Consider the following 19,926-nt stretch of genomic DNA (forward strand, 5'->3'; position numbering starts at 1 on the left):
CTGCCCCTTTATTATCAAAAATTTGGGAGTTGTTTTCGCAAATGAAGAAAAAAATGATTTTTTGCCTCGTTCTTCTTTTCGGGATCATCGCCTTGGCCGCCTGCGGCAACAAGGAGAACATCGTCGAGTCGGAGGCCGGGAACATCACGAAGGACGAATTTTACAAAGTCCTGAAGGACCGCTACGGGAAAGCCACCCTCCAGGAACTGGTGTACAAAAAGGTTTTGGAAGACAAATACGATGTGTCCGATAAAGAAGTGGAAGCCGAATTGAAAAAAATTAAAGACGAGCTCGGCGACAGCTTCGAATACGCCATGATGCAGTCCGGCTATCAGGACGAAGACGATTTGAAAGATGCCATCAAATTCAACCTGCTCCAGCAAAAAGCGGCCTTTGACGGCGTGAAGGTCACCGATGAAGAACTGCGCCAACAATACAACATGGAAACGAAAACCGTGACGGCCCGCCACATCCTGGTCAAAGATGAAAAAACGGCCAAAGAAGTGCTGGAAAAATTAAAAGGCGGGGAAAAATTCGAGGATTTGGCGAAAAAATATTCCACCGACACGGCAACGAAAGACAAGGGCGGGGATCTCGGGGAGCTGAATCCCGACGAGTTGGAACGGGCCTTTGCGGTCGCCGCTTTCCAACTGAATGAAAACCAGATCAGCGAACCGGTAAAAACCACCTACGGCTACCACATTATCCAAGCCACCAAAGTGGAAACGAAAAAAGACGTGAAATCCTTTGACGAAATGAAGGACGAACTGACGGAAAAGGTGAAGAATGCCAAGGTCGATTCCGCCAAAATGCAGGAAAAATTGGATCAATTGATCAAAGATGCCGGCGTGAAGATCAACGACAAGGATCTGAAGGATCTGTTCACATCGGAAAGCTGAAAGGAAGGCAAAATGGCGCTTTGCCGCGCCGGGCGCCGGAATCCGCCCGCATCGGAAAACCGAAAGGAAGGGGCTGTCCCATAAGTCCGTTTTCCGGCTTATGGACAGCCCCTCTCTTTTGCAAAGCGATCCGGCTCCCGCATTTTCCTTTTATCTCCATTTTCCTACCGCTATCCGCCGAGACCTTCCCGGAGCGCCCGTTTTCGAAACAAGCGGCAAGATCCATGGGCCCAAACATCGGAACATCCACGCAGAGCCCCCGTTTTCGGAACAGGCGGTCCGTGAAGCCCCATGAGCTTTCATTCGGATTTCGAACCGCCCTCTGCCCGAGTCCTCGGTGATCCTTCATTCCCGGTTTTTCCCGGCGCGTTCTTGCGGCTTTATACGGCGGAGGCTTCCGATACGGACAAGGCTTTCGTTTCCCATGGTCTTCGTCCGACGCCTTCGGGGACCGGTTCATATCCTTCAATTTCCTCATATGCAGTTTTTCCTGGCCTTCGTCCGGCGCCTTCCCTTTCCGTCATTTCCGCTCCTTCGGGACATCCCGCAGCCAAACGGCCATCCCGGCGCCCTTCTCGAAGCGCGGCATCCCCGTTACACGCCGCGGGACATGGCCTTTCGGTTTTTCTTTTCCTTTTCTTTTTCCATCCGCCGGATATATACTTCCCCTTCCTTCTCGATCTGCCGCAATTCCTCTTCCCGTTCCTTCCGGCTGATCCAAACCGTCATAAAGCCGCTGAACATGATCCCCAGAACGACGATATACACCCACCAAGACATGTCCGGCCATCTCCTCCCGTTCAAGGATTGTCCGTTTTTACAAGCATATGCCGAACCGGGAGGAAACATGCCCGCCTTTTCGGGAGGGACCCGCTTCCTTTCCCCGTTGGAAAAAGGGAAGTTTTCCATTTCCCGCTCTTTTAAACGCCCGGGGACCGTGCGGGCGATCTCCACAGGGGACCCGCCCTCGGAGTCAATGCCGGGATCCGGAGCCCGCTTTCTCCTCAACGGCAAAGGCCGAACCTCAGAACGAATACATTTTCGGCTTATAGAAGGACCGGTTGTCCAAGGCGAAGATCCGCTCGGTAAATTCCCCCGGTTTCGTCCGTTCCAATGCCCGCACCAACATGTTGATCTTCGCGTCCAGGTTGTCGATCAGATGGAGCACTTCCGCTTCGAGGATCATCGGCGGCTTCGGGCTGCCCCATTCCGCCTTTCCGTGATGGCTCAGCACCATATGCTTCAGAAGGAGCACTTCCTCCCCTTCGATCTGCAATTCTTCCGCCGCCTTCTCGATCTCGTTCGCCATGATCGTAATATGGCCGAGCAAAATTCCTTCGTTCGTGTATTTCGGATTCAACGGGCCGGATAATTCGATCACTTTCCCCAAATCATGGAGAATGATGCCGCCGTAGAGCAAATCGCAGTTCAGCACCGGGTAGACGGCGGAAAGGGCCTTTGCCGCATCCAGCATCGTCACCACATGGTACGCGAGGCCGGACGAGTATTCGTGATGGTTTTTCGTTGCGGCCGGATAGTCCAGAAAAGGTTTTTCGAATTTTTTATACAAATAACGGGTAATCCTTTGGATATTCGGGTTTTTAATATCGAAAATATACTGGGTGATCTTCTCCACCATTTCCTCGACGGAAAGGGGCGCCCGTTCCATCAGCTCTTCCATCGGCACCTTTTCCCCGTCGGAAAGGGGGCGGATCTTCCGGATGCGGATTTGCAGCTTTCCCCGGTAGTTGTGGATGTCGCCGGCCACCTTCACGACCGTCTGGGGGGTATAGAGCCTTTCCTCCTCTTCGCCGATATCCCACAATTTCGCCTCCATTTCCCCGCTCTTGTCCTGCAAGAGGAGGGTGAGAAAAGGCTTCCCGTTGCTGGCCAGCCCTTTCGTCACGCTCTTGATGTACAGGTACTGTTCGATCTGTTCACCCGCTTCATAATAAACGATGCCTTTTTTCATCCTTTTCCTCCTTTTCGGGAGCAATCCGGCCGGTTCTTTTCGCTCCCGGAAAATGTTCTGCTATTATTCTATCATTTTAAATGAAAAATTTTTTCCTTTTCAAAAAAGGACAAGAGATGTTTATGGCAGGTGAAAAAGAGGATCTGATGCCGTTTCTCCATCTCCCGCAGCAGGCCCATCAAATGGTTCAGCCGGTTTTCATCGAAATGGACAAAACTGTCATCGATGAAGAGCGGGATGCGCCGCGAACGGTTCCAATCGCTGACGGCGAAACGGATGGCGATGAAGAGCTGTTCCTTCGTCGCCTGGCTCAATTCATGGGGGAGAAAGGGGATGCCGTCGGCGCGGAGGACGGCCAATTGATCCCCGTCGGGAAAAATCTGCGTGTATTTCCCCCCGGTCAATATGGAAAAGTTGCGGGACGCCGCGCGCAAAACTTCGGGGAGATTCTCCTCCTTGAACCGTTTCATCGCCGCCTGCAAAAGATCGGCCGCCACCCGGTAAACCGCCCATTTTTTCACGTCTTCCCGCAACAGGTATTTTTTTTGATGAAATTCCGCGAGGCGCTCATGGAACGTTCCCCCGTTTTCGATGACGCCGATTTGGTGGTCCAGGGCCGCCCGCTCCTTCTCCAACTGTTCCAGCTCCCGTTTCAAGCCGTCCCGTTTTTCTTCCAATCCGGCGAAGAAGGCCTCGGAATAGTAGGGGATGTCATGGATCCTTTCCAAATCTTCCGCGGCTTTCAAAGGTTCCAGCCGGCTCTCGATGTCCTTCAGCCGCTCCTCCCATTTTTTCCTTGTTTCGGCCAGCTTCCCCCTTCGGATAAAATCTTCTTTCCCTTCCGTCCCGGCCTCCCGAAACAATGCCGTCCGTTCCTTCTCCGCCGCTTCCTTTTCCTTGGCGAGATCCTCCATTTGTTCGGCCAGCTCCGCCAGCTTCCTCCGTTTCTCCGCATATTCCCGCCTTTTTTCCAGTTCCCGGTTGAGCGCCTGCCGGAGCGATACGGCGGTGCCGACATAATCCCGGTAAAAAAGGGGGGAACCTTTTTCCGCCAACGTTTTCAGCTCGGCTTCCATCTGTTCCAGGCGCCCCCGGACTTCCCCGAGTTCATCCGCGAAACGGTCTTTTTGCGCCCGGATTTCTTTCAACCGTTCAACGGTCCGGAAGGCTTCCGTCAGGTGTCCGGCCAAATGTTCCGGAAGATACAGGGCCTTCATGATGGCTTTTCCTTCTTGCCAATTTTCCTCCATCTCCCGTTTCCATTGAAGGAGGCTTTCTTCCGTTTCCAGAAGCTGATTTTCCAATTGTTCCAGGCGGATTTCTTCCCTTTGGATCTGCTGTTCCAGTTCCTTTTCCCGCTCCAGGGCTTCCTTCGCCTGCAAAATCCGCTCCTTGTTTCCACGGAAACCGCCCAAGCGGGCTTCCAATTCCGCCTTCCGTTTTTCCCATCGGCGCCTTTCGGACAGATCCCGTTTCCCCTCGGGAAGCGCCAGCAGCAGAAGGATGAGTGCGGGAAGGATGGCAAAAGCGGAATACCAGGGATTTTTTCCGGCGAAAAGAAGGGCGGCCAGCGCAGAAAGGGAAAGGACGGCGGCAAGCTGGAAGATCCGGGTCCGTTTTTTATTTTTCAGCCGGTTCAATTGTTCCTCCGTCCACCGGTATTCCCTTTCCAGGAAAGGCGTTTCCTCCCCGGCCCATCGTTCCAGCTCCCTTTTCCGATCCGCGGGAAGCTGCCGCTGTTTCAGCCGATCGATCAAGAGCCGCTTCTCGTCCCGCTTGTCCGCCAAATCCTCCCGTTTTTGTTCCAGCTCCCTTTTTTTCATTTGCAAAAAATGCCTGCGTTGGGTGTAGGTTTCCACCCGCTTTTTCAACGCCAAATCGATCTGCCAGCGGGAGACGGGGAAATCTTTCGGCAAATGGAGGCCCGCAAGCAGCCCTTCTTCCTCCCTGTCCAGCCCGTCCAATTGAAACTTCAGTTCCCGCTCCCTTTCCGCCAGCTGCCGGTACACGGGAAGGCTTTCGTAAACGTAAACGATCTGCGCCTCGTGCTCCAAAAAGAAGGGATCCGGCTCCGTCCCTTCCAGCTCCGAGCGGACCCTGTCCATCCGTTCCCGCAGCCGTTCGGCTTGCCCTTCCGCCGCCTTCAGGCGGACTTCCAGCCGTTCGAGCCGGGAAAGCCCGTCTTCCGGAAAGGGAACCTCCCCGATTTCCCGCAAATTTTCTTTCAGTTCCTTCCTTTCCCGCAACAGGGGGACGAAGGAGTTCCATTCCTTCTTTTTCAGCCGTTCCTCCTCGATTTTCATCATCTCGTCCCGCAGCCGGCGGATTTTTTCCCCGGTCTCTTCCCGCCTTCGGCAAAGGGTTTGGTAGGACTGGACGAAGCCCTTCGCCTCTTTCAATTTTTCTTCCGTGCCTTGCAAATCGATGATCCGTTCATTGATCAGCGGCTTTTTCCCGGAGGGTTTAAACCATTTTTCCGCTTCCCGCTCCAAAAATTTTTCCGCCTCGAGGATCCTGTCCGAGCCGACGGCGCCGGTGGAAAAAAGGAAACGCCCCAGATCATCTCCGCTGATTTTATGCATATTCTCCAGATGATGGATATTGAAAAAATAAACCGATTGAAAAAGGGGCTTATCGATCCCGGAAAGCAGTTCCGCAAGCGCCTCTTCCCCTCCACGGGTCCCGTCTTCGAAAAGGACGGTCACATCCCCCTGGGACTTCCCTCTGATCCGTTCAATCCGGACCTCCCCCTTTCCGGGCACCTCCAACACGAGGGCACCCCCGTATTTTGCGCCCGTCTTCGGCTCGTAACGGCACTCGTTTGTCTGCCGCACGGGCGGGAAGCCGAACAGCACGCTTTGAATGAAGGAAAGGATTGTCGATTTTCCGGCCTCGTTTTCGCCGTAGATCACCTGGAACGGCCGGATATTTGTCAGCGCATAATCTTGAAATTTTCCGTATCCGTAAATCCGGATTTCCTTGAGTCTCATGGTCATCCACCTGCAACGTCAAAATTTCCCGCCGCTCCGGAAAAAGGAAGCGATCCAGCCTTCCGCTTCCTTCATGATTTCTTCCTTTTCCTCCGCCGTCAGCGGGTCCAAGTACCGCCTCGCGGCAGGATGATAAAGAAGGGGAGCCAAGGCGGCATCGATGTCAAAGATTTCCCGCTCCTTTTTCAGCTGCCGGAAAAAGGGCTCGCCTGCCAGCGGGGAAAGGTCCGGGAACTCCTCCCGGACCCGGAGGGAATGGATCCAGACGAAACAATGTTCATCCGCTTCCCCTTCCTGCAAAGCCTTGAGCAAGTCTCCCCCTTCCGCGGCGGCGGCAACGGAGTCGGAGAGCCTGTGCCTGTCCAGGTCCAGCTGCAAAAAGGCGCTTACCCCCCGCCGCCGGTGATGTTCCTTTCGCTCCGCCAAAAAATCGTACAGCTCATCCACCGTTCGGAATTCCCTTTCCGCTTTTTCCCTCAGCCACAGCACCGGTGCCGTCGGAACAAATTCCAACGACGTCCCGGACGGATCCATTTCCACGAAATAGCATCCCTTTTCCCCCGTCTCCTTCCGGTTTCTCCCTTGTATGTTTCCCGGATAGACGACGTACGGGTCCCGGTGGAGGACGGCCCTTTGGTGGATATGCCCCAGCGCCCAATAATCAAAACCCTTTTCCAAAAGTTCATCCACGGAAAAGGGGGCGTACACGTAATGATTGGGATTTTTCCCGTCGTGGCCGTGGAGCAGGCCGATGTGATAATGGGCCCCCTCTTTCTTTTGATAGCCGGCGGCCACCGGTTCGGGGACGTGCCTGGCCGGATAGCTGAACCCGTAAAGATGGATGCGGGCGCCGTTTCCTGTTTCCAAAAGCTTCGTCTCCACTTTCCCGGAAAAAATATGGACATTTTCCGGCATCTCCACCTTCAGCCAGTTCCCGTTCAAATGGTCATGGTTTCCGTGGATCACGTAGACGGGGATCCCTTCTCCGCGCAAACGCTCCATCTCCTTGCGGAAATAAAGCTGGGAACGGACGTCCCGGTCTTCCCCGTCGTAGACGTCGCCGGCGACCAAGACGAAATCCGCCCGCCTCCCGATCGCCAAATCCACGATGCGGGAAAAGGACTGGAAAGCGGCGTCGCGGATCCTTTCGAAAATGGATTTCGGCAATGATTCCAAACCGAGAAAGGGACTTCCCAGATGCAAATCCGCCGTATGGACAAATGAAATTTTTTTCATCGAGCAACCCCCGGTCGAAAAAAATGTACAGCAATGCCCCGGATCGGTTCGACAGGGCCCGTGTTCCGGAAAACCGCCGCACCGATTCCCGGTTCTTTTCACGATTTTCCCGTACTATCATTTTAAATCATGGAAAGGCGATGCACCACCGAAAAGGGAATCCGGTCCCGCCCTGCATGCAGCCTGGAAACCGGAAAAACCGCGTTCATGCGTTCTCGCATTCTTGCAAAGGAAATTTCGACAGACGGAGCGTCCCGCTTGCGTTCTTGTATTCTTGCGGAGGAAACTTTGTCCTCAAATACCACCTTTGCAGTGCATCGACTTGCATGCTTGTAATCTTGCAGAGGAAACCCCCTTCTCCCGGGGCGCGGCCTGAACGGCTCCGGGATGCCTTTCCCCTGGCGGAAAATGAGATCTCCTTCCGGACGGAGGATTTTTCCCTCCCCGGCCCGGAAACGGCCTTCCCGCCGGTTTCCTTTGCCGGCCCGGACGCCCCCGAAAACGGAAAAGGGCGGGCATGGCCGCTCGCCTGCCAAAAACGGGCAAGCTCCGGAAAACGAAAAAAGGACCGCCGGCGGTCCCTCCTTCCATCCTGCCCAAAAGCGGGCGGTCCCCCTCCACGGGGAAACCGCCCTTGGACAAGATTCGCGATAGAAACCATAATAAACCAAAGAAAGTGGATTCTCCCCAAACGCTTCTTTCTGGTTTGTAACGATAGAAATCATAATAAACCATAGAAAGGGTTAGGGGTGCCGCTCCCCGCGCCGGTCACCCGTTTTCCTTCGTCATTTGCAGCGCCCTTTTGATCTGCTTGACGAGCCCCGCGCTTCCATAGAACAGGACGCCGCCTTTATAAATTTTGGCGCCGAAGTAGGCAAATAGGGCGATGCAGCCGACCAACAGGCCGATCGAAAGAGCCGTTTCCCACAGGGGAACATCCAGCATCCCGACCCGCAAAAACATGAGCATCGGCGTAAAGAAAGGGATGTAGGAAGTGACGGTGACATAGGGCGCCTCCGGGTTGGACAATCCGGCCATCGCCAGCATAAAGGCGATCACGACGGTAAAAATCAACGGGCTGACCATCTGGTTCACGTCTTCAATCCGGCTGACCAGCGAGCCGAGGAAGGCGGCGATGGTCGCATAGAGAAGGAACCCGAGCAGGAAAAATACGATCCCGTAAATGATCGTCTGCAAAGAAAAACCGCCGAAGCCGAAAAATTGGAAAAATTCCCCGGTAAACGTGTCCATGTTCCGTTTCACCGCCCCGTATCCCGCCGCCAAAATGATGATCATCTGAACGACGCCGACCGACGCCACGGCGAAAATTTTTGCGAACATATGGGTGACCGGGGAAACGCTGGAAATCAAGATTTCCATCACCCGGGACGATTTCTCCGTCGCCACTTCGGTGGCGATCATGGAGGCGTACATGATCACCGCGAAATAAATGATTATTAACATGCTATATACGAGGCCGCGCGCCTGGTTCAATTCTTCCTCCGTCTTGGCGTTTTCCCCGATCGCCGCTTGCCGGAAGTCGGCCGGGGCATTCAGCATGGCCAGCTGTTCCGCGTTCAAGTTGAGGAGCTGGGCCGCCCTTTGCGAACGGACTTGCTGGAGCGCCATCTGCAGATTGCCGCCCAGGGATTGGTCCGTCAACGTTTCCGCTTTAAAAACCCCTCTCGGCAATCCGGCTTCATCGAAGGACAAAAGGAGATAGCCGTCCAGTTCCCCTTCCAAAACCTTTTCCTTCAGTTCCTGTTCCTCCGCGGCGGTTTCCGTAAACTTCAAATTTTTATCCAGATTCGCCGCCGACTGTTTGAAGGCTTCTTCCAATTGCCCCGTCTGATCGATCAGGGCGATTTTCTTTTCCCCGTCCCCGTTGAATTTGTCGATAAGGGAAGGCAGATAGACGAGCAAAAGGGTGATGCCGACGGTGATCGCCGTCACCCAAAGGAATTGTTTCGATTTGATTTTCGTCACGAAGGTATGGGTAAACACCACCCAAAAGTTATTCATAGGACTCACCCACTTTTTCAATGAAAATGTCGTTCAGGGTCGGTTCATCCAGGATGAATTTCCGGATGAAGCCCCGTTCGGCAATCTTGTGCAAAATCCTTTCCGCAACCGCCTCGTTTTCGATCTGCAGCTCGATCCCTTCCGGCGTCAATTTGGATTTGGTGACCCCGGGTTCGCCGCTCAAAAAACTTAAATCGAAGTCGGCGTGGATGACCAGATTCTTCTTTCCGAACGACCGTTTGATCTCCTTCAACGAACCTTGGACGACCGGGGCGCCCTTGTGCAGGATGCACAGATGTTCGCAAAGTTCCTCCACATGCTCCATCCGGTGGCTGGAAAACACGATCGACGTCCCTTCGTTTTTCAAGTCGACGACCGCCTGCTTCAGCATCTCCACATTCACCGGGTCCAGGCCGCTGAACGGTTCGTCCAGGATGAGCAGCTTCGGCTTGTGGATGACGGCGGCGATAAACTGGATTTTTTGCTGGTTCCCCTTGGATAATTCCTCCACCTTTTTGTTTTTGTACTCGGGGATTTTAAATTTTTCCAGCCAATCGTCCAGCTGTTTCAGCGCATCCTTCGGATGCATTTTCCGCAATCGGGCGAGGTAGACGATTTGCTCGCTCACCTTCAGTTTCGGATACAGGCCTCTCTCTTCGGGCAAATAGCCGATGTCCGGGCTCAGCGCGTAGTCGATCTTTTTCCCGTTCCACGTAATCCTCCCTTCGCTGGCCTGCAGGATCCCGAGGATCATCCGGAAGGTCGTCGTTTTCCCGGCCCCGTTCGGCCCGAGGAACCCGAACATTTCCTTTTCCGGGATGGTCAGGTTCAAATTCCTGACGGCCGTAAAATTGCCGAATCGTTTTGTCACATTTTCCAATTGCAAAACCATTTTTTCGAGCCTCCTTCCCTAAGTTTTACGTTTTTCTTCCGGCAAAGTTACAAAGAAAAAGGAATTTCGGAGAAAAAAAAGTATTAAGAATAATAGAATCATAGACAGGAGGTTTCGCCGGATGCGCCAATATGCGTTAACCGCCTTCGAAAAAAACGGGGAAAAACTCATCGATCAGTTGATCGAAGCGAAAACCGACCAGGAAGCGAAAAAAATCGGGCAAAAACTGCTGGAAGAAAAAGGGCTGACGGAAAAAACCCACCGGCTGGTTTCCCCGGAAGGGAATCTGCTCTTATTTCACGTGTAGGAAGGGAAGCTTCCAGCGGCCGGGGCGGGCAGCCGGACCGCCAGGCGGCTCCCGCCCGGTCCTTGGGAAAAAACAGGGGTTCTTCTGAAAACTTAGTGCAGAATGATTGCAAGTCCCGTCCCATCCCGGCAAATGGGCGTTTCGGTTTTGCGCGGGAAAATCCGGGGATCTCCTTCCGCTATAGCTCCAATTTTAATTGTTTTAAAACCGTCTGACAGGCGGCGTATGATCCCTCCAAGAAGCCTTTGCTGAAGAGATCTTCCGTTTTTTCCGCATTCCCCTCGTATATCTTTGCGTCCCTTTCAAAATCCCGGACGCAATCCTTCAGAATTTCCCCGATCCGTTCCGTCCCTTCCCTCGCCTCCAATTCCGAACGCAGTTTGGCCGCGGCCAGCCGATACGTGGTTGCCATGCCTTCCATGACGCCCTTCATATATGCTTCGGGAATTTCCCGGACCTTCTCCAGAAAAACCGCACCGGCTTTCGGTTCCGCCTGCCGCAAAAGCTTCGCCTTCCCTGCGGAAGCCTGATCCCTGGCGGATTGTTCCATCCGGTCAATCACTTCGATCAGATGATGAACCTTCTTCGTTATCTCTTGTTCCCATTCATCCTTTTTATAATCGAAATCCCAGCGGAGTTTTTGCGCCGCCGCCTGGTAAGCCAGCCTGTTCCCTTCCCAAAACCCCTTCTCGTAATCATCAGAAGCTTCGTTTTTATGTTCTCCCGCTTTCCGGGCATTTTCTTCAAAAAACAAAATGCAATCTTCCACCTTCGCCCCTCTGAACAATCTTTTCCGATAATCGTCCATGGTTTCAACTCCCTTTTATCTTGTTAACATTATTATATACTGTTGTTTACAAATATGTAAACAAAAAATTGGGGTTGAAAACCTTTACGGCGATCGGGGCGGTGAAGTCTTTTATTGAAGAATAGAAAACTCCCACCCCGGAATGCCCCGGGCGGGAGTCGGGCGGGAAACTTTCGCTCCGGCCGAACCAAGGCCGCGAATCCGCTCAAACCATTTTTCTCGGATCCACCCATTCGTCGTATTGCTCTTCCGTGACGTAGCCGGTTTTCAGCGCCGCTTCCTTCAGGGAAATGCCTTCCCTGTGGGCAAGTTTCGCGATTTCCGCCGCCTTTTCGTAGCCGATGTGCGGATTCAGGGCGGTCACGAGCATCAGGGACCGCTCCATCAATTCCTTGATCCTGCCTTCATTGGCCTTCAATCCGACCAGGCATCGGTCATGGAAAGAACGGATCGAGTCGGCAAGAAGCCGGACCGACTGCAAAAAATTATAGATGATGACCGGCTTGAACACGTTCAGCTCAAAATTTCCTTGGCTGGCGGCGAAACCGATGGCAGCGTCGTTCCCGAAAACCTGGGTCGCGACCATCGTCACCGCTTCCGATTGGGTCGGGTTCACCTTGCCGGGCATGATGGAGCTTCCCGGTTCATTGGCGGGAATCGTGATTTCCCCTAAACCGCTCCTCGGCCCGCTGGCCAGCCATCGGACGTCGTTGGCGATTTTCATCAAATCGGCTGCCAGCGCTTTCAATACGCCGTGGACGGCAACGATTTCATCATGGCTCGTTAATGACTGAAATTTATTGGGCGAAGAACGGAAGGGATAACCCGTTTGTTCCCGCAATTGCCGGGCCACTTCTTCCCCGAAATTTTTCGGCGCGTTGATCCCCGTTCCGACGGCCGTTCCGCCGATCGCCAAATCAAGCAAATAATCGGCCGTTTGCTTCAGCATGGCCAAATCCTTTTCCAGCATGTTCCGCCAACCGGAAATTTCCTGGCCCAAGGTCAACGGCGTGGCATCCTGGAGATGGGTCCGGCCGATCTTGATCAAATCCTTGTATTCTTCCTCTTTTTCCTTCAGGGTGGCGATCATTTGTTCAATGGCCGGAAACAGTTTTTCCACGATTTCCGTGTATCCGGCAATGTGCATCGCCGTCGGAAAGGTGTCGTTGGAACTTTGCGACATATTGACGTCATCGTTCGGATGGATCTTTTCCCCGCTGTTTCCGAGGAGCTCATTCCCCCTTCTGGAGATGACCTCGTTGACGTTCATGTTGGATTGGGTGCCGCTCCCCGTCTGCCAAACGACGAGGGGAAAATGTTCGTCCCATTTTTTGGCGATGATTTCATCGCAGGCCTGGACGATGGCATTTTTTTTCGCTTCCGAAAGCTTCCCCAATTTATGGTTGACAATGGCCGCCGCTTTCTTCAGCTGGGCGAAGGCATAGATGACCGCCAGCGGCATCTTCTCTTCGCCGATCCGAAAATTTTGCCTGCTCCTTTCCGTTTGCGCACCCCAATATTTGTCCGCGGGCACCAGCACTTCGCCGAGGGTGTCCCGCTCCACTCGCATCTCCATAATTGATCCTCCCCTTTTGTTCTGCATATGGATACACTTTTACTTTACCACAGGATCGGGAATGGACAAGGACTTAACAGGCATTTCCCGCATTTTTATTATTTTCGCAACATTCTATACATATGTTTTCGGCGGGATAATCCCCGTGCCCGACGGGAAGCTTCTCCGGGGAATGGCCCGCTGCAACGGAAGCAATTTTGGGGGAGGGCGGATGCGCCGATTTTTCCCGCTTTCCTATCCGGTTTGCCCCGCGGCGTTGTTCTCCTTTCCCATGACTTCATACAAATAGATTTTCCAGGCCGAATCCGGATGGTCAAAAATTCGGAGGAGCCGCAAGCGGTTTTTTTCCGCGTTTCCGATCGGCACGGCGGAAAAAAGGAAGCGTCCCCCCAACTCTTCGAAGGCATCGGTGTTTAATTCCAGATTCTTGATCCCTTTATTCGAATCTTTCCGGTAATCGTATTTTTTCCCCAGCTCGGCGGCGAACAGGTAGCAGCGGCTTCCCCACTCGTCGAAATAGATCCGCAAGCCTTTGTCCTTCGCCAATTCCCGGGCGATGATCTTCCGGAATTTCCGTTTGTAGGCAAGGGGATACAGATTATTGTACGTGTCGAGGGTATAAAACCCGTTGTACTGGGCGATCGCCGGATGGAGCCCGAGGGAGGCGACCCGGTACGTCTCCTTCGGCATCCCGATAAAGGTCTCGATCTCCCGAAACTGGGCCTGGGCGTAAAAGGCCTTGAACGACGGGCTGCGGAAGTAACGGCCGTACAGAACTTCTTCGTGGAAGGGCAGCAGAAGGCAAATTTGCGCAACGATCAGCCCATAAACGACAGCCCGCCATCTCCTTCCCTTTCTCCAAAGGAAATAAAGGGACAAAGCGAAACTGAAATAGATCACAAAAGGACGCAAGAAATGGAAGCGGGCGAAATTAAAGGCCGTAAAAATCCCGAAATTTTCCTTCAGCGGCAGCCAAATTTTGTTGAACCAAAGGGCGTACCAAAAGGAAAGGGCGGCGTTCAACAAATCCAAAAACAGGATGGTTTTTTCCAGGCGGTCCCTGCTTCTCTGGAAAAGCAGAAGGAGAAACACGGCCGTAAGGACCGGCAAAATGACGAAGGTATGTAAGGTCAAGACATGGTGGTGGCCGAAGAGAAAATTTTTCAAAAACAGTTTGAACGTACGGAAAAAATCATGCCGTGACGAAACAAACTCGACCCGGTGGAACGGCTCGCCGCCGAAAAGGACGGAATAAAAGAGCCGGTATTCGATGAGCAGATACACCGCCGTCATCCAGGCGATGGCCGCAAAAAACGGGAGGTTTCTTTTCCCCGTTTTGATCCAATCGTACAGCCAGAAAAAAGCGATGCCCACAAGGAAAAAGAAAAACCCGAGGACGAAGCTGGAATAAAAGGGAAGCAGGGTGAGCGTCAGCCAATTTTTCAGGGAATAATCCTTCCCGCGGATGTTCAAAAAAGCCCACAGGGCGAGGGGATGGCCCAATGTGCTGAGCATCCCCGAAGGCCAAAAGGGGGTGAGGGCGAAGGCGAGGGAGACGCCGATCCGGATGAATGCCGCCCCCCGCTCTTTGACGAAATGATCCTTTAACAAAAGATACATGCCCAAAAAGGCGAAAATCCGTGTTATCGTCATGTTGACCGCGTAGGCGGCCATCGGCGGGAAAAGGGCGTTGAGCCAGACGATCCCCGTCCATTCCGAACCGTAGGCTTCCCGCGGCAGTCCATTGATCACCTGGGGAATGACCGCCCCGGGTCCGGCAAACAGTTTTCCGCTTCTTGCCAACACCTTATACCAGGCGATGTTGGAGTCGAGATTGTCATGGACCCGGATGTGGGAATCCTCCCCCAATAGATAATAAGGAAGGACATAGAGCAGGATAACGCCGAGGGCGAGCCCTGCCCAAAGGGATTCTCTCTTGCACCGCATAGGAGGCCGTTCGCTGGATTTCATCGTTATCCGTCCCCTGTTTCGTCGTTGTTCCGGCCCTTCAACCCGTCTTTGTCCGCCGGGAAAGGACGGCCGAGTTACGGCTGCCCCGTGTCAACGGAAAGCCCCGGGGCGGCCGGATCGTTCCCGCCAGTTCCTTTTCCTCTCCGGCATGCCGGACCGGTTCTTTCCATAATTTTCCCCTTCTCGGCAAAATCATTCTTCCATTTTCGGACCCCCGGGCAGCGACGGACGCAGGAAAAGGGAAGCACCAGCAGCGGAAAAAACCGGCCGGGCGGTTTTTGCCGGAACCGGGGAACATGAGGCGGAAAGAGCTTTCCTGTTTGCGGAGAACTTTGAACGGACGGGGCAGGCGGGTTTCTGACCGCATCCGCAAAGCCTTTCCATTTTGCGGAGAACTCTGAATGGAGCGGCGTTCATCGCCCTTGAGAAAGCGAACCTCTCCCCTTCGCCGCCTGGCACGTGTGCCCCTTCCGGACCGCTTGCGGAAAGCGAAGGTTCCCTTTTCACGGGACAGGTGCGGTAACAGAAAAAAGAGGCGGTCCGCAAAATTCCAACCCCCTCTCCAGCAGTCGGAGTTAATCCGTTCGCGAAAAAAAGACGCGGGCAAAAGGCGCCGGATCGGCCTTTGCGGACGGCCCCTTGCTTAAAATCCCGCGGATCACCAAGAAAAAACAGGATGGGAGCAACTTTTGCATGCCATTAATCGTCTTGATTATAAATTTATTTCGTGGGGGATGCGCTGGCAGGTTTTAAATACCGCCCGGCTAACCCCCTTCATTATGGACTTATTTTTTCGCGGGGTATCGTGCCATGAAGAATAATGGAAGCCCGATGGAAGTCATCGAAGATCTGTATAACACCCATTACCGGTACATGCTGAATTTCCTTTTGCGTTTGACGCCTGATCGGCAGCTGGCGGAAGACATCGTCCAAGAGGTGTTTTCCAACCTGTTGACGCACCCCGAGACGATGCTAAAAGTCCGGAATATCCAAAGCTTTTTGATCACCAGCGCGAGGAACCGGCTGATCGATCATTACCGGAAGAAAAAACGGTCATTGCTCCAAGACGGCCAGATGATGGAAAGGCTGCTGATCGATCAATATTCGGCGAGTCGGATCCCCGAGCGCAAAGAAATTCAGGAAATCCTGTTAAAATTGCCCCGCGAATACAGTTTTGTCCTTATCGCGCGAGACTATTACGGCTACAGTTATCAGGAAATCGCCGACTTATTGGGAATTTCTTTGGAAAATGCAAAAACGCGGATCTTTCGGGCAAGAAAGAGCTTTTTAAAACATTTCCGGGAGGCGGATAAGGATGACCGGTTTTGAAGAAGTTCATGTCCTATGCCAGGAATTAATCCCCATGTACGACGATTTGGATGTCCCGGCGAAGCGGGTGATTGAAAAACATGCCGAGGAATGCGAAGTGTGCAGAACGAATTTGACCGCCAGCAAAAAAATCGAAATCGGCCCCCGGGAAGCCGGCGAAAACGATTCCCTCCCCGTTCAGCCCTTTAAAAAGCTGATCCTGTTAAAAAAATTCTTGACACTGTTTTTGTTTTTCATAAGAACGGTTGTCATCGGGCTGATCGCCTTCGATTTTTTCCGGCATTTTTCCCCGGCGGTTCCTTACGGCTTGCAATTCGAGGGCCTTCGCGCGAGCCTCGTCATCTTTTATGTCCCTTTGGCCTTCTTTTTATTGTTGTTCACATGGTTCATGAAAAACGGAAAAATTTTCTGGATTACCCTCATCATCGATCTCCTCGTCATTTACTTCTTTGACGATGCGGTCAGATTTTTTGTGCGATATTAAAAAATTAAAAAGGGGATGACGGTTAATGATGCCGTTCGAGGCCAAGAATTTGTTTTCCGCGAACGTCATATTATTGGCGATCTGCGCGTATTTGTATTTCAGCATCGGAGCGGCCGCCGCGTTTTTCGGCATGGCCCTTTTCCTCATATGGCCCGCGGCGGCGGGCATCCATTTCGCGTTAAAAGCGATGAAAAAACCCTTTCTTCGGCGGAGAAGAAAGGGGCCGTGAAACCTTTCGGAATCGGGGAAACCGCGGCGGAAGCCCAATGATTGCGGAAAATCCGATTTCCCGTGCCGCGGAATAGGAACCATTTTGGCAACCGTATTTTCACACTACAGACCTTTGGTTGCCGGCGGAAGCGCCGGAAAAGCCCGGATAAGGGATGCGCCGTCCGCCCATGCGCCCGCCTTGCCCGGACGGTGTAAACCTTTTTTGTTCCATAGGCGCCCCCGGCCGACGTCCCCGATTGGGGCGTGCCCGCCCGATGGAGGCTCTTCCCCGGCATCCTTCAGATTCCGCCCGGGGCTGAAATTCGGGCCCTTTCAAGGAGCAGCGCTTCTCCCTTCAGATTCCTCGGCGAACGGAAGACAGCACGATCGCCGATATCGGCAACAGCGCTTCTCCCTTCAGATTCCGCCCTATCCTTCAGCCGGCGCCAGGGGTTCGCCGATCCCCTTCCGGGACGTCCGCCGGAAGCCGCGGCCCGCCGAACGAACAAGCGGCATAAAAGGAAAGGCGAGTTTTTCCTATTATGCCGCCGTATCTGCTATTCCAATATTTTGTACAGTTCCGCCAAAGGCTTCATAAAAATCTCGTTGATTTCATTCATCACGGTCCCCATCCGTTGTTCGGCCTCGATGAGCGAAAGGATCTTTTCGTTTTGCTGGACCTGGAGGGCCAATTTTTGGGCATCCATGAGCTCCGTATCGGAGGCCGGCTGGCCCATCATTTGTTTCTCCTGAAGACGCATCTGCAAAACGCGGAAATCATCGAAGATCTTGCGGGCGATGTTGTCCTTCAGCAACTCGTCGTATTTTTCCTTCAGGGCGGCAAATTCTTCGCTTTCCCGAATCGCTTTCCCCAATTGGCTGGCTACCTCATACATATCTTCCGGCATCCTGATCCTCCTAGAAATTTTTCCGTAAATTTGCAAGTCGATTTACTATAACAAACTATGAAGAAAAAAGCAAGGCGTGAAAACGGGAAAAGCCATCCTTCCGGCACCCGGGGATGCGCGATTTCCGCTTCCGGGAAGCGGTCTTTTCGGCCATCCGCCACAAATTCCCGCACGGGATGCCCGCATGCCGCCCGCATCCGGGGCATCCGATAAAGCAACATTACGGACGCTCAGCCAATGAGGATCTTGTCTTCCGGGTAACGGATCTTGGATTTCGTCGGCTTCAACGCCAAGGCGAAAGCGAAGGTGAGCGGACCTAAACGGCCAATGAACATCGTGGCAATGACAATCAGTTTGCCCAATGGGGACAATCCACTTGTCACCCCCATGGACAAGCCTACGGTCCCAAATGCGGACGTCGCTTCAAACAAGATCTCCAAAAAGTCGTGATGGGCCGTGCTCTCGGTAATGGTCAACAGCAGGCTGGCCAACAGGACGATGCCGCAGGAGAGAATGATAACGGCCAGCGCCTGGAAGACAATATTTTCATTAATCCTTCTCTTCAGGACGGTTACCTCCTCTTGTCCCTTGACAACACTTTTAAGGGTCATGATGAGGACGGCGAAGGTGTTCGTTTTAATCCCACCCCCTGTCGATCCTGTCGAAGCCCCGACAAACATGAGAAAAATCGTGAACAATAAGCTCGTGCTCATCATGGCGCCCGTATCAATGGTGTTGAACCCGGCCGTCCGAGGTGAGACGGACTGAAAGAACGCCGCCCACAGGCGTTCAGCCGGGCTCAAATGGCCGAATGTCTGCGGGTTAAAAGATTCCAAAATAAAGATAACGAGAAAACCGCTTAGCGTTAAAATGAACGATGTTAAAATCACAACTTTGGAATGGAGCGCCAACCGGCGCCAGTTTCGCTTTTCATAAATGTCCACCAGCACCGTGAAGCCAAGACCGCCAATAATAATTAATGCACATATGGTCAAATTGACGACCGGATCCCCCACATATCGGCTCAGACTGTCGGGCCACAAAGAAAATCCGGCGCTGTTAAAGGCGGAAACGGAATGAAAAACCGCCTGATATGCCGCCTTTTGCCATCCGAATTCCCCTGCCCAGCGCAGGGTCAGAATGGCAGCGGCAATCAGTTCCAAGCTGAAGGTAATCACAATGATGGCGATCGTCAGCCGGACGACCCCTTTTAAACTGATGGACTTGGTGGATTCCCGGACGAGCATCCTGTCTTTTAAAGATATTTTTTTTCCCAGCATGACGGCAAAAATCACGCCAAAGGTCATGAAGCCGAGGCCGCCGATCTGGATCAAGAGCATGATGACCAGCTGGCCAAAGAGGGAAAAGTCGGAGCCGGTATCCAAAACACCGAGACCCGTTACACATACCGCGGAAGTTGCCGTAAATAACGCGTCCAGCCATCCGATGCTCCGGGAATTGGCGGAAGCGATCGGCAGGGCCAGGAGAACGGCGCCGATCAGGATGACGGCGGCAAAACCGAATATCATGGTTCGATGCGGACTTAAATCGTTATTAAATACACGGACGCGCATAAACTTAACCCCTATCTGATTTTCCTGGCATGGCTTTCGCCCAAAAGTTCTTGTTCCAACATGCTGAGATCCCGATTGGTACCGACGAGAAACAGAACGTCCCCTTCTTTGATCACATCGTCGGCGCTGGGGGAGATATTCACCTTTTCTTCATCTTTGGATTTGATCGCCAGTACGGTACAGCCGTATTTCGCCCTCAAATCCAATTCTTTTAACGATTTGCCGGTCATGGCTTGCGAAGCTGCAACCTCAACCAAGCTGTAATCCGGAGAAAGCTCGATCAAATCAATAAAATTGCCGAACAAAATGCTGTGGGCAACCCTAACCCCCATGTCTTTTTCGGGCTGAATGATCACATCGGCGCCAATTTTCTCCAACACCCTGCCGTGATAATCGTTCGTTGCTTTGGCAATAATCCGCTCAAATCCCATATCCTTTAAGATCAAGGTGGCTAATATGCTGGCTTGAATGTCATCCCCGATCGCCACAACGGCCTCGTCCAAATTGGAGACGCCAAGTTCCTTCAGGACATCTTCGTCGGTGGCATCCGCCTGGACGGCCTGGGTCACCAAATCGGCCAGTTTGTTGACTTTGGTTTCATCTTTATCGATCGCCATCACTTCGTGACCGAAGGAAGCCAATGTTTTTGTGATGCTTTCTCCGAAACGGCCCAGGCCGATGACCAGAAATGAACGTTTCGCTTGTTTCATTTCAATCCCCTTTTCTTCGTCTCCTCATTCCAAGTTTA

At 53.0% G+C, this 19,926-nt stretch carries 17 protein-coding genes; 5 read left to right on the top strand and 12 right to left on the bottom strand.

Going from position 1 to position 19,926, the window contains the following annotated elements:
* Positions 1-41: 41 nt before the first annotated feature.
* On the top strand, positions 42-899 hold the full coding sequence (locus tag A3EQ_RS0119075; RefSeq protein ID WP_020156741.1) for a peptidylprolyl isomerase: 858 nt from the start codon (positions 42-44) through the stop codon (positions 897-899).
* A 594-nt stretch (positions 900-1,493) separates the two neighbouring features.
* Here the strand turns inward: A3EQ_RS0119075 and A3EQ_RS0119085 are convergent.
* The 6 genes from A3EQ_RS0119085 to A3EQ_RS0119120 form a co-directional block, all read right to left on the bottom strand.
* The gene (locus tag A3EQ_RS0119085) at positions 1,494-1,679 is read right to left on the bottom strand and encodes a sporulation YhaL family protein (protein ID WP_040369705.1); all 186 of its coding nucleotides are present in this window, start codon (positions 1,677-1,679) and stop codon (positions 1,494-1,496) included.
* Positions 1,680-1,923: 244 nt separating this feature from the next.
* Positions 1,924-2,871 carry a 3'-5' exoribonuclease YhaM gene (gene yhaM, locus A3EQ_RS0119090; protein WP_020156744.1) on the bottom strand — a complete coding sequence of 316 codons (948 nt, stop codon included), beginning with the start codon at positions 2,869-2,871 and terminating at the stop codon, positions 1,924-1,926.
* Positions 2,872-2,942: 71 nt separating this feature from the next.
* On the bottom strand, positions 2,943-5,861 hold the full coding sequence (locus A3EQ_RS0119095) for an AAA family ATPase (protein ID WP_020156745.1): 2,919 nt from the start codon (positions 5,859-5,861) through the stop codon (positions 2,943-2,945).
* Positions 5,862-5,879: 18 nt separating this feature from the next.
* A complete protein-coding gene (locus tag A3EQ_RS21490; RefSeq protein ID WP_020156746.1) occupies positions 5,880-7,097 on the bottom strand; it encodes a metallophosphoesterase family protein in 1,218 nt (405 codons plus the stop codon).
* A gap of 768 nt (positions 7,098-7,865) precedes the next feature.
* Positions 7,866-9,119: an ABC transporter permease gene (locus A3EQ_RS0119115; protein ID WP_020156748.1), complete on the bottom strand. Its 1,254-nt coding sequence runs from the start codon at positions 9,117-9,119 to the stop codon at positions 7,866-7,868.
* Positions 9,112-10,011: an ABC transporter ATP-binding protein gene (locus A3EQ_RS0119120; RefSeq protein WP_020156749.1), complete on the bottom strand. Its 900-nt coding sequence runs from the start codon at positions 10,009-10,011 to the stop codon at positions 9,112-9,114. The genes A3EQ_RS0119115 and A3EQ_RS0119120 overlap by 8 nt, the downstream gene beginning before the upstream one ends.
* 121 nt (positions 10,012-10,132) lie before the next feature.
* Here A3EQ_RS0119120 and A3EQ_RS0119125 point away from each other — a divergent pair, with 121 nt between their 5' ends.
* Entirely contained in the window at positions 10,133-10,318 is a 186-nt protein-coding gene (locus A3EQ_RS0119125) for a YhzD family protein (RefSeq protein ID WP_020156750.1), read from the top strand.
* A gap of 178 nt (positions 10,319-10,496) precedes the next feature.
* On the opposite strand, the gene A3EQ_RS21930 is transcribed toward A3EQ_RS0119125, so the two are convergent.
* The 3 genes from A3EQ_RS21930 to A3EQ_RS0119140 all read right to left on the bottom strand — a co-directional run bounded on the left by A3EQ_RS21930 (position 10,497) and on the right by A3EQ_RS0119140 (position 14,673).
* Positions 10,497-11,126, bottom strand: coding sequence for a hypothetical protein (locus A3EQ_RS21930; RefSeq protein ID WP_020156751.1), 630 nt, complete (start codon positions 11,124-11,126; stop codon positions 10,497-10,499).
* Between the two features lie 205 nt (positions 11,127-11,331).
* Positions 11,332-12,702, bottom strand: coding sequence for a class II fumarate hydratase (fumC, locus tag A3EQ_RS0119135; protein WP_020156752.1), 1,371 nt, complete (start codon positions 12,700-12,702; stop codon positions 11,332-11,334).
* Between the two features lie 234 nt (positions 12,703-12,936).
* Positions 12,937-14,673, bottom strand: a complete 1,737-nt coding sequence (locus A3EQ_RS0119140; protein WP_051091442.1) for a DUF6044 family protein — start codon at positions 14,671-14,673, stop codon at positions 12,937-12,939.
* An 810-nt stretch (positions 14,674-15,483) separates the two neighbouring features.
* On the opposite strand from A3EQ_RS0119140, the gene A3EQ_RS21500 reads away from it, so the two are divergent.
* Genes A3EQ_RS21500 through A3EQ_RS0119165 form a run of 3 tightly spaced genes read left to right on the top strand, consistent with a single transcriptional unit; the run spans position 15,484 to position 16,715 of the window.
* On the top strand, positions 15,484-16,002 hold the full coding sequence (locus A3EQ_RS21500) for an RNA polymerase sigma factor (protein ID WP_081626280.1): 519 nt from the start codon (positions 15,484-15,486) through the stop codon (positions 16,000-16,002).
* The gene (locus A3EQ_RS0119160) at positions 15,989-16,486 is read left to right on the top strand and encodes a hypothetical protein (RefSeq protein ID WP_020156757.1); all 498 of its coding nucleotides are present in this window, start codon (positions 15,989-15,991) and stop codon (positions 16,484-16,486) included. Before A3EQ_RS21500 ends, A3EQ_RS0119160 begins: the two co-directional genes overlap by 14 nt.
* Before the next feature lie 25 nt (positions 16,487-16,511).
* The gene (locus tag A3EQ_RS0119165) at positions 16,512-16,715 is read left to right on the top strand and encodes a hypothetical protein (protein ID WP_020156758.1); all 204 of its coding nucleotides are present in this window, start codon (positions 16,512-16,514) and stop codon (positions 16,713-16,715) included.
* 538 nt (positions 16,716-17,253) lie between these two features.
* Here A3EQ_RS0119165 and A3EQ_RS0119170 read toward each other — a convergent pair.
* From A3EQ_RS0119170 to A3EQ_RS0119185, 3 genes are all read right to left on the bottom strand, one after another.
* Positions 17,254-17,604, bottom strand: coding sequence for a YlbF family regulator (locus A3EQ_RS0119170; protein WP_020156759.1), 351 nt, complete (start codon positions 17,602-17,604; stop codon positions 17,254-17,256).
* 230 nt (positions 17,605-17,834) lie between these two features.
* Entirely contained in the window at positions 17,835-19,178 is a 1,344-nt protein-coding gene (locus A3EQ_RS0119180; protein WP_020156761.1) for a TrkH family potassium uptake protein, read from the bottom strand.
* Positions 19,179-19,189: 11 nt separating this feature from the next.
* Positions 19,190-19,888 carry a potassium channel family protein gene (locus A3EQ_RS0119185; protein ID WP_020156762.1) on the bottom strand — a complete coding sequence of 233 codons (699 nt, stop codon included), beginning with the start codon at positions 19,886-19,888 and terminating at the stop codon, positions 19,190-19,192.
* Positions 19,889-19,926 lie beyond the last annotated feature (38 nt).

This window comes from Caldibacillus debilis DSM 16016 (genome assembly GCF_000383875.1).
Lineage (GTDB): Bacteria > Bacillota > Bacilli > Bacillales > Caldibacillaceae > Caldibacillus > Caldibacillus debilis.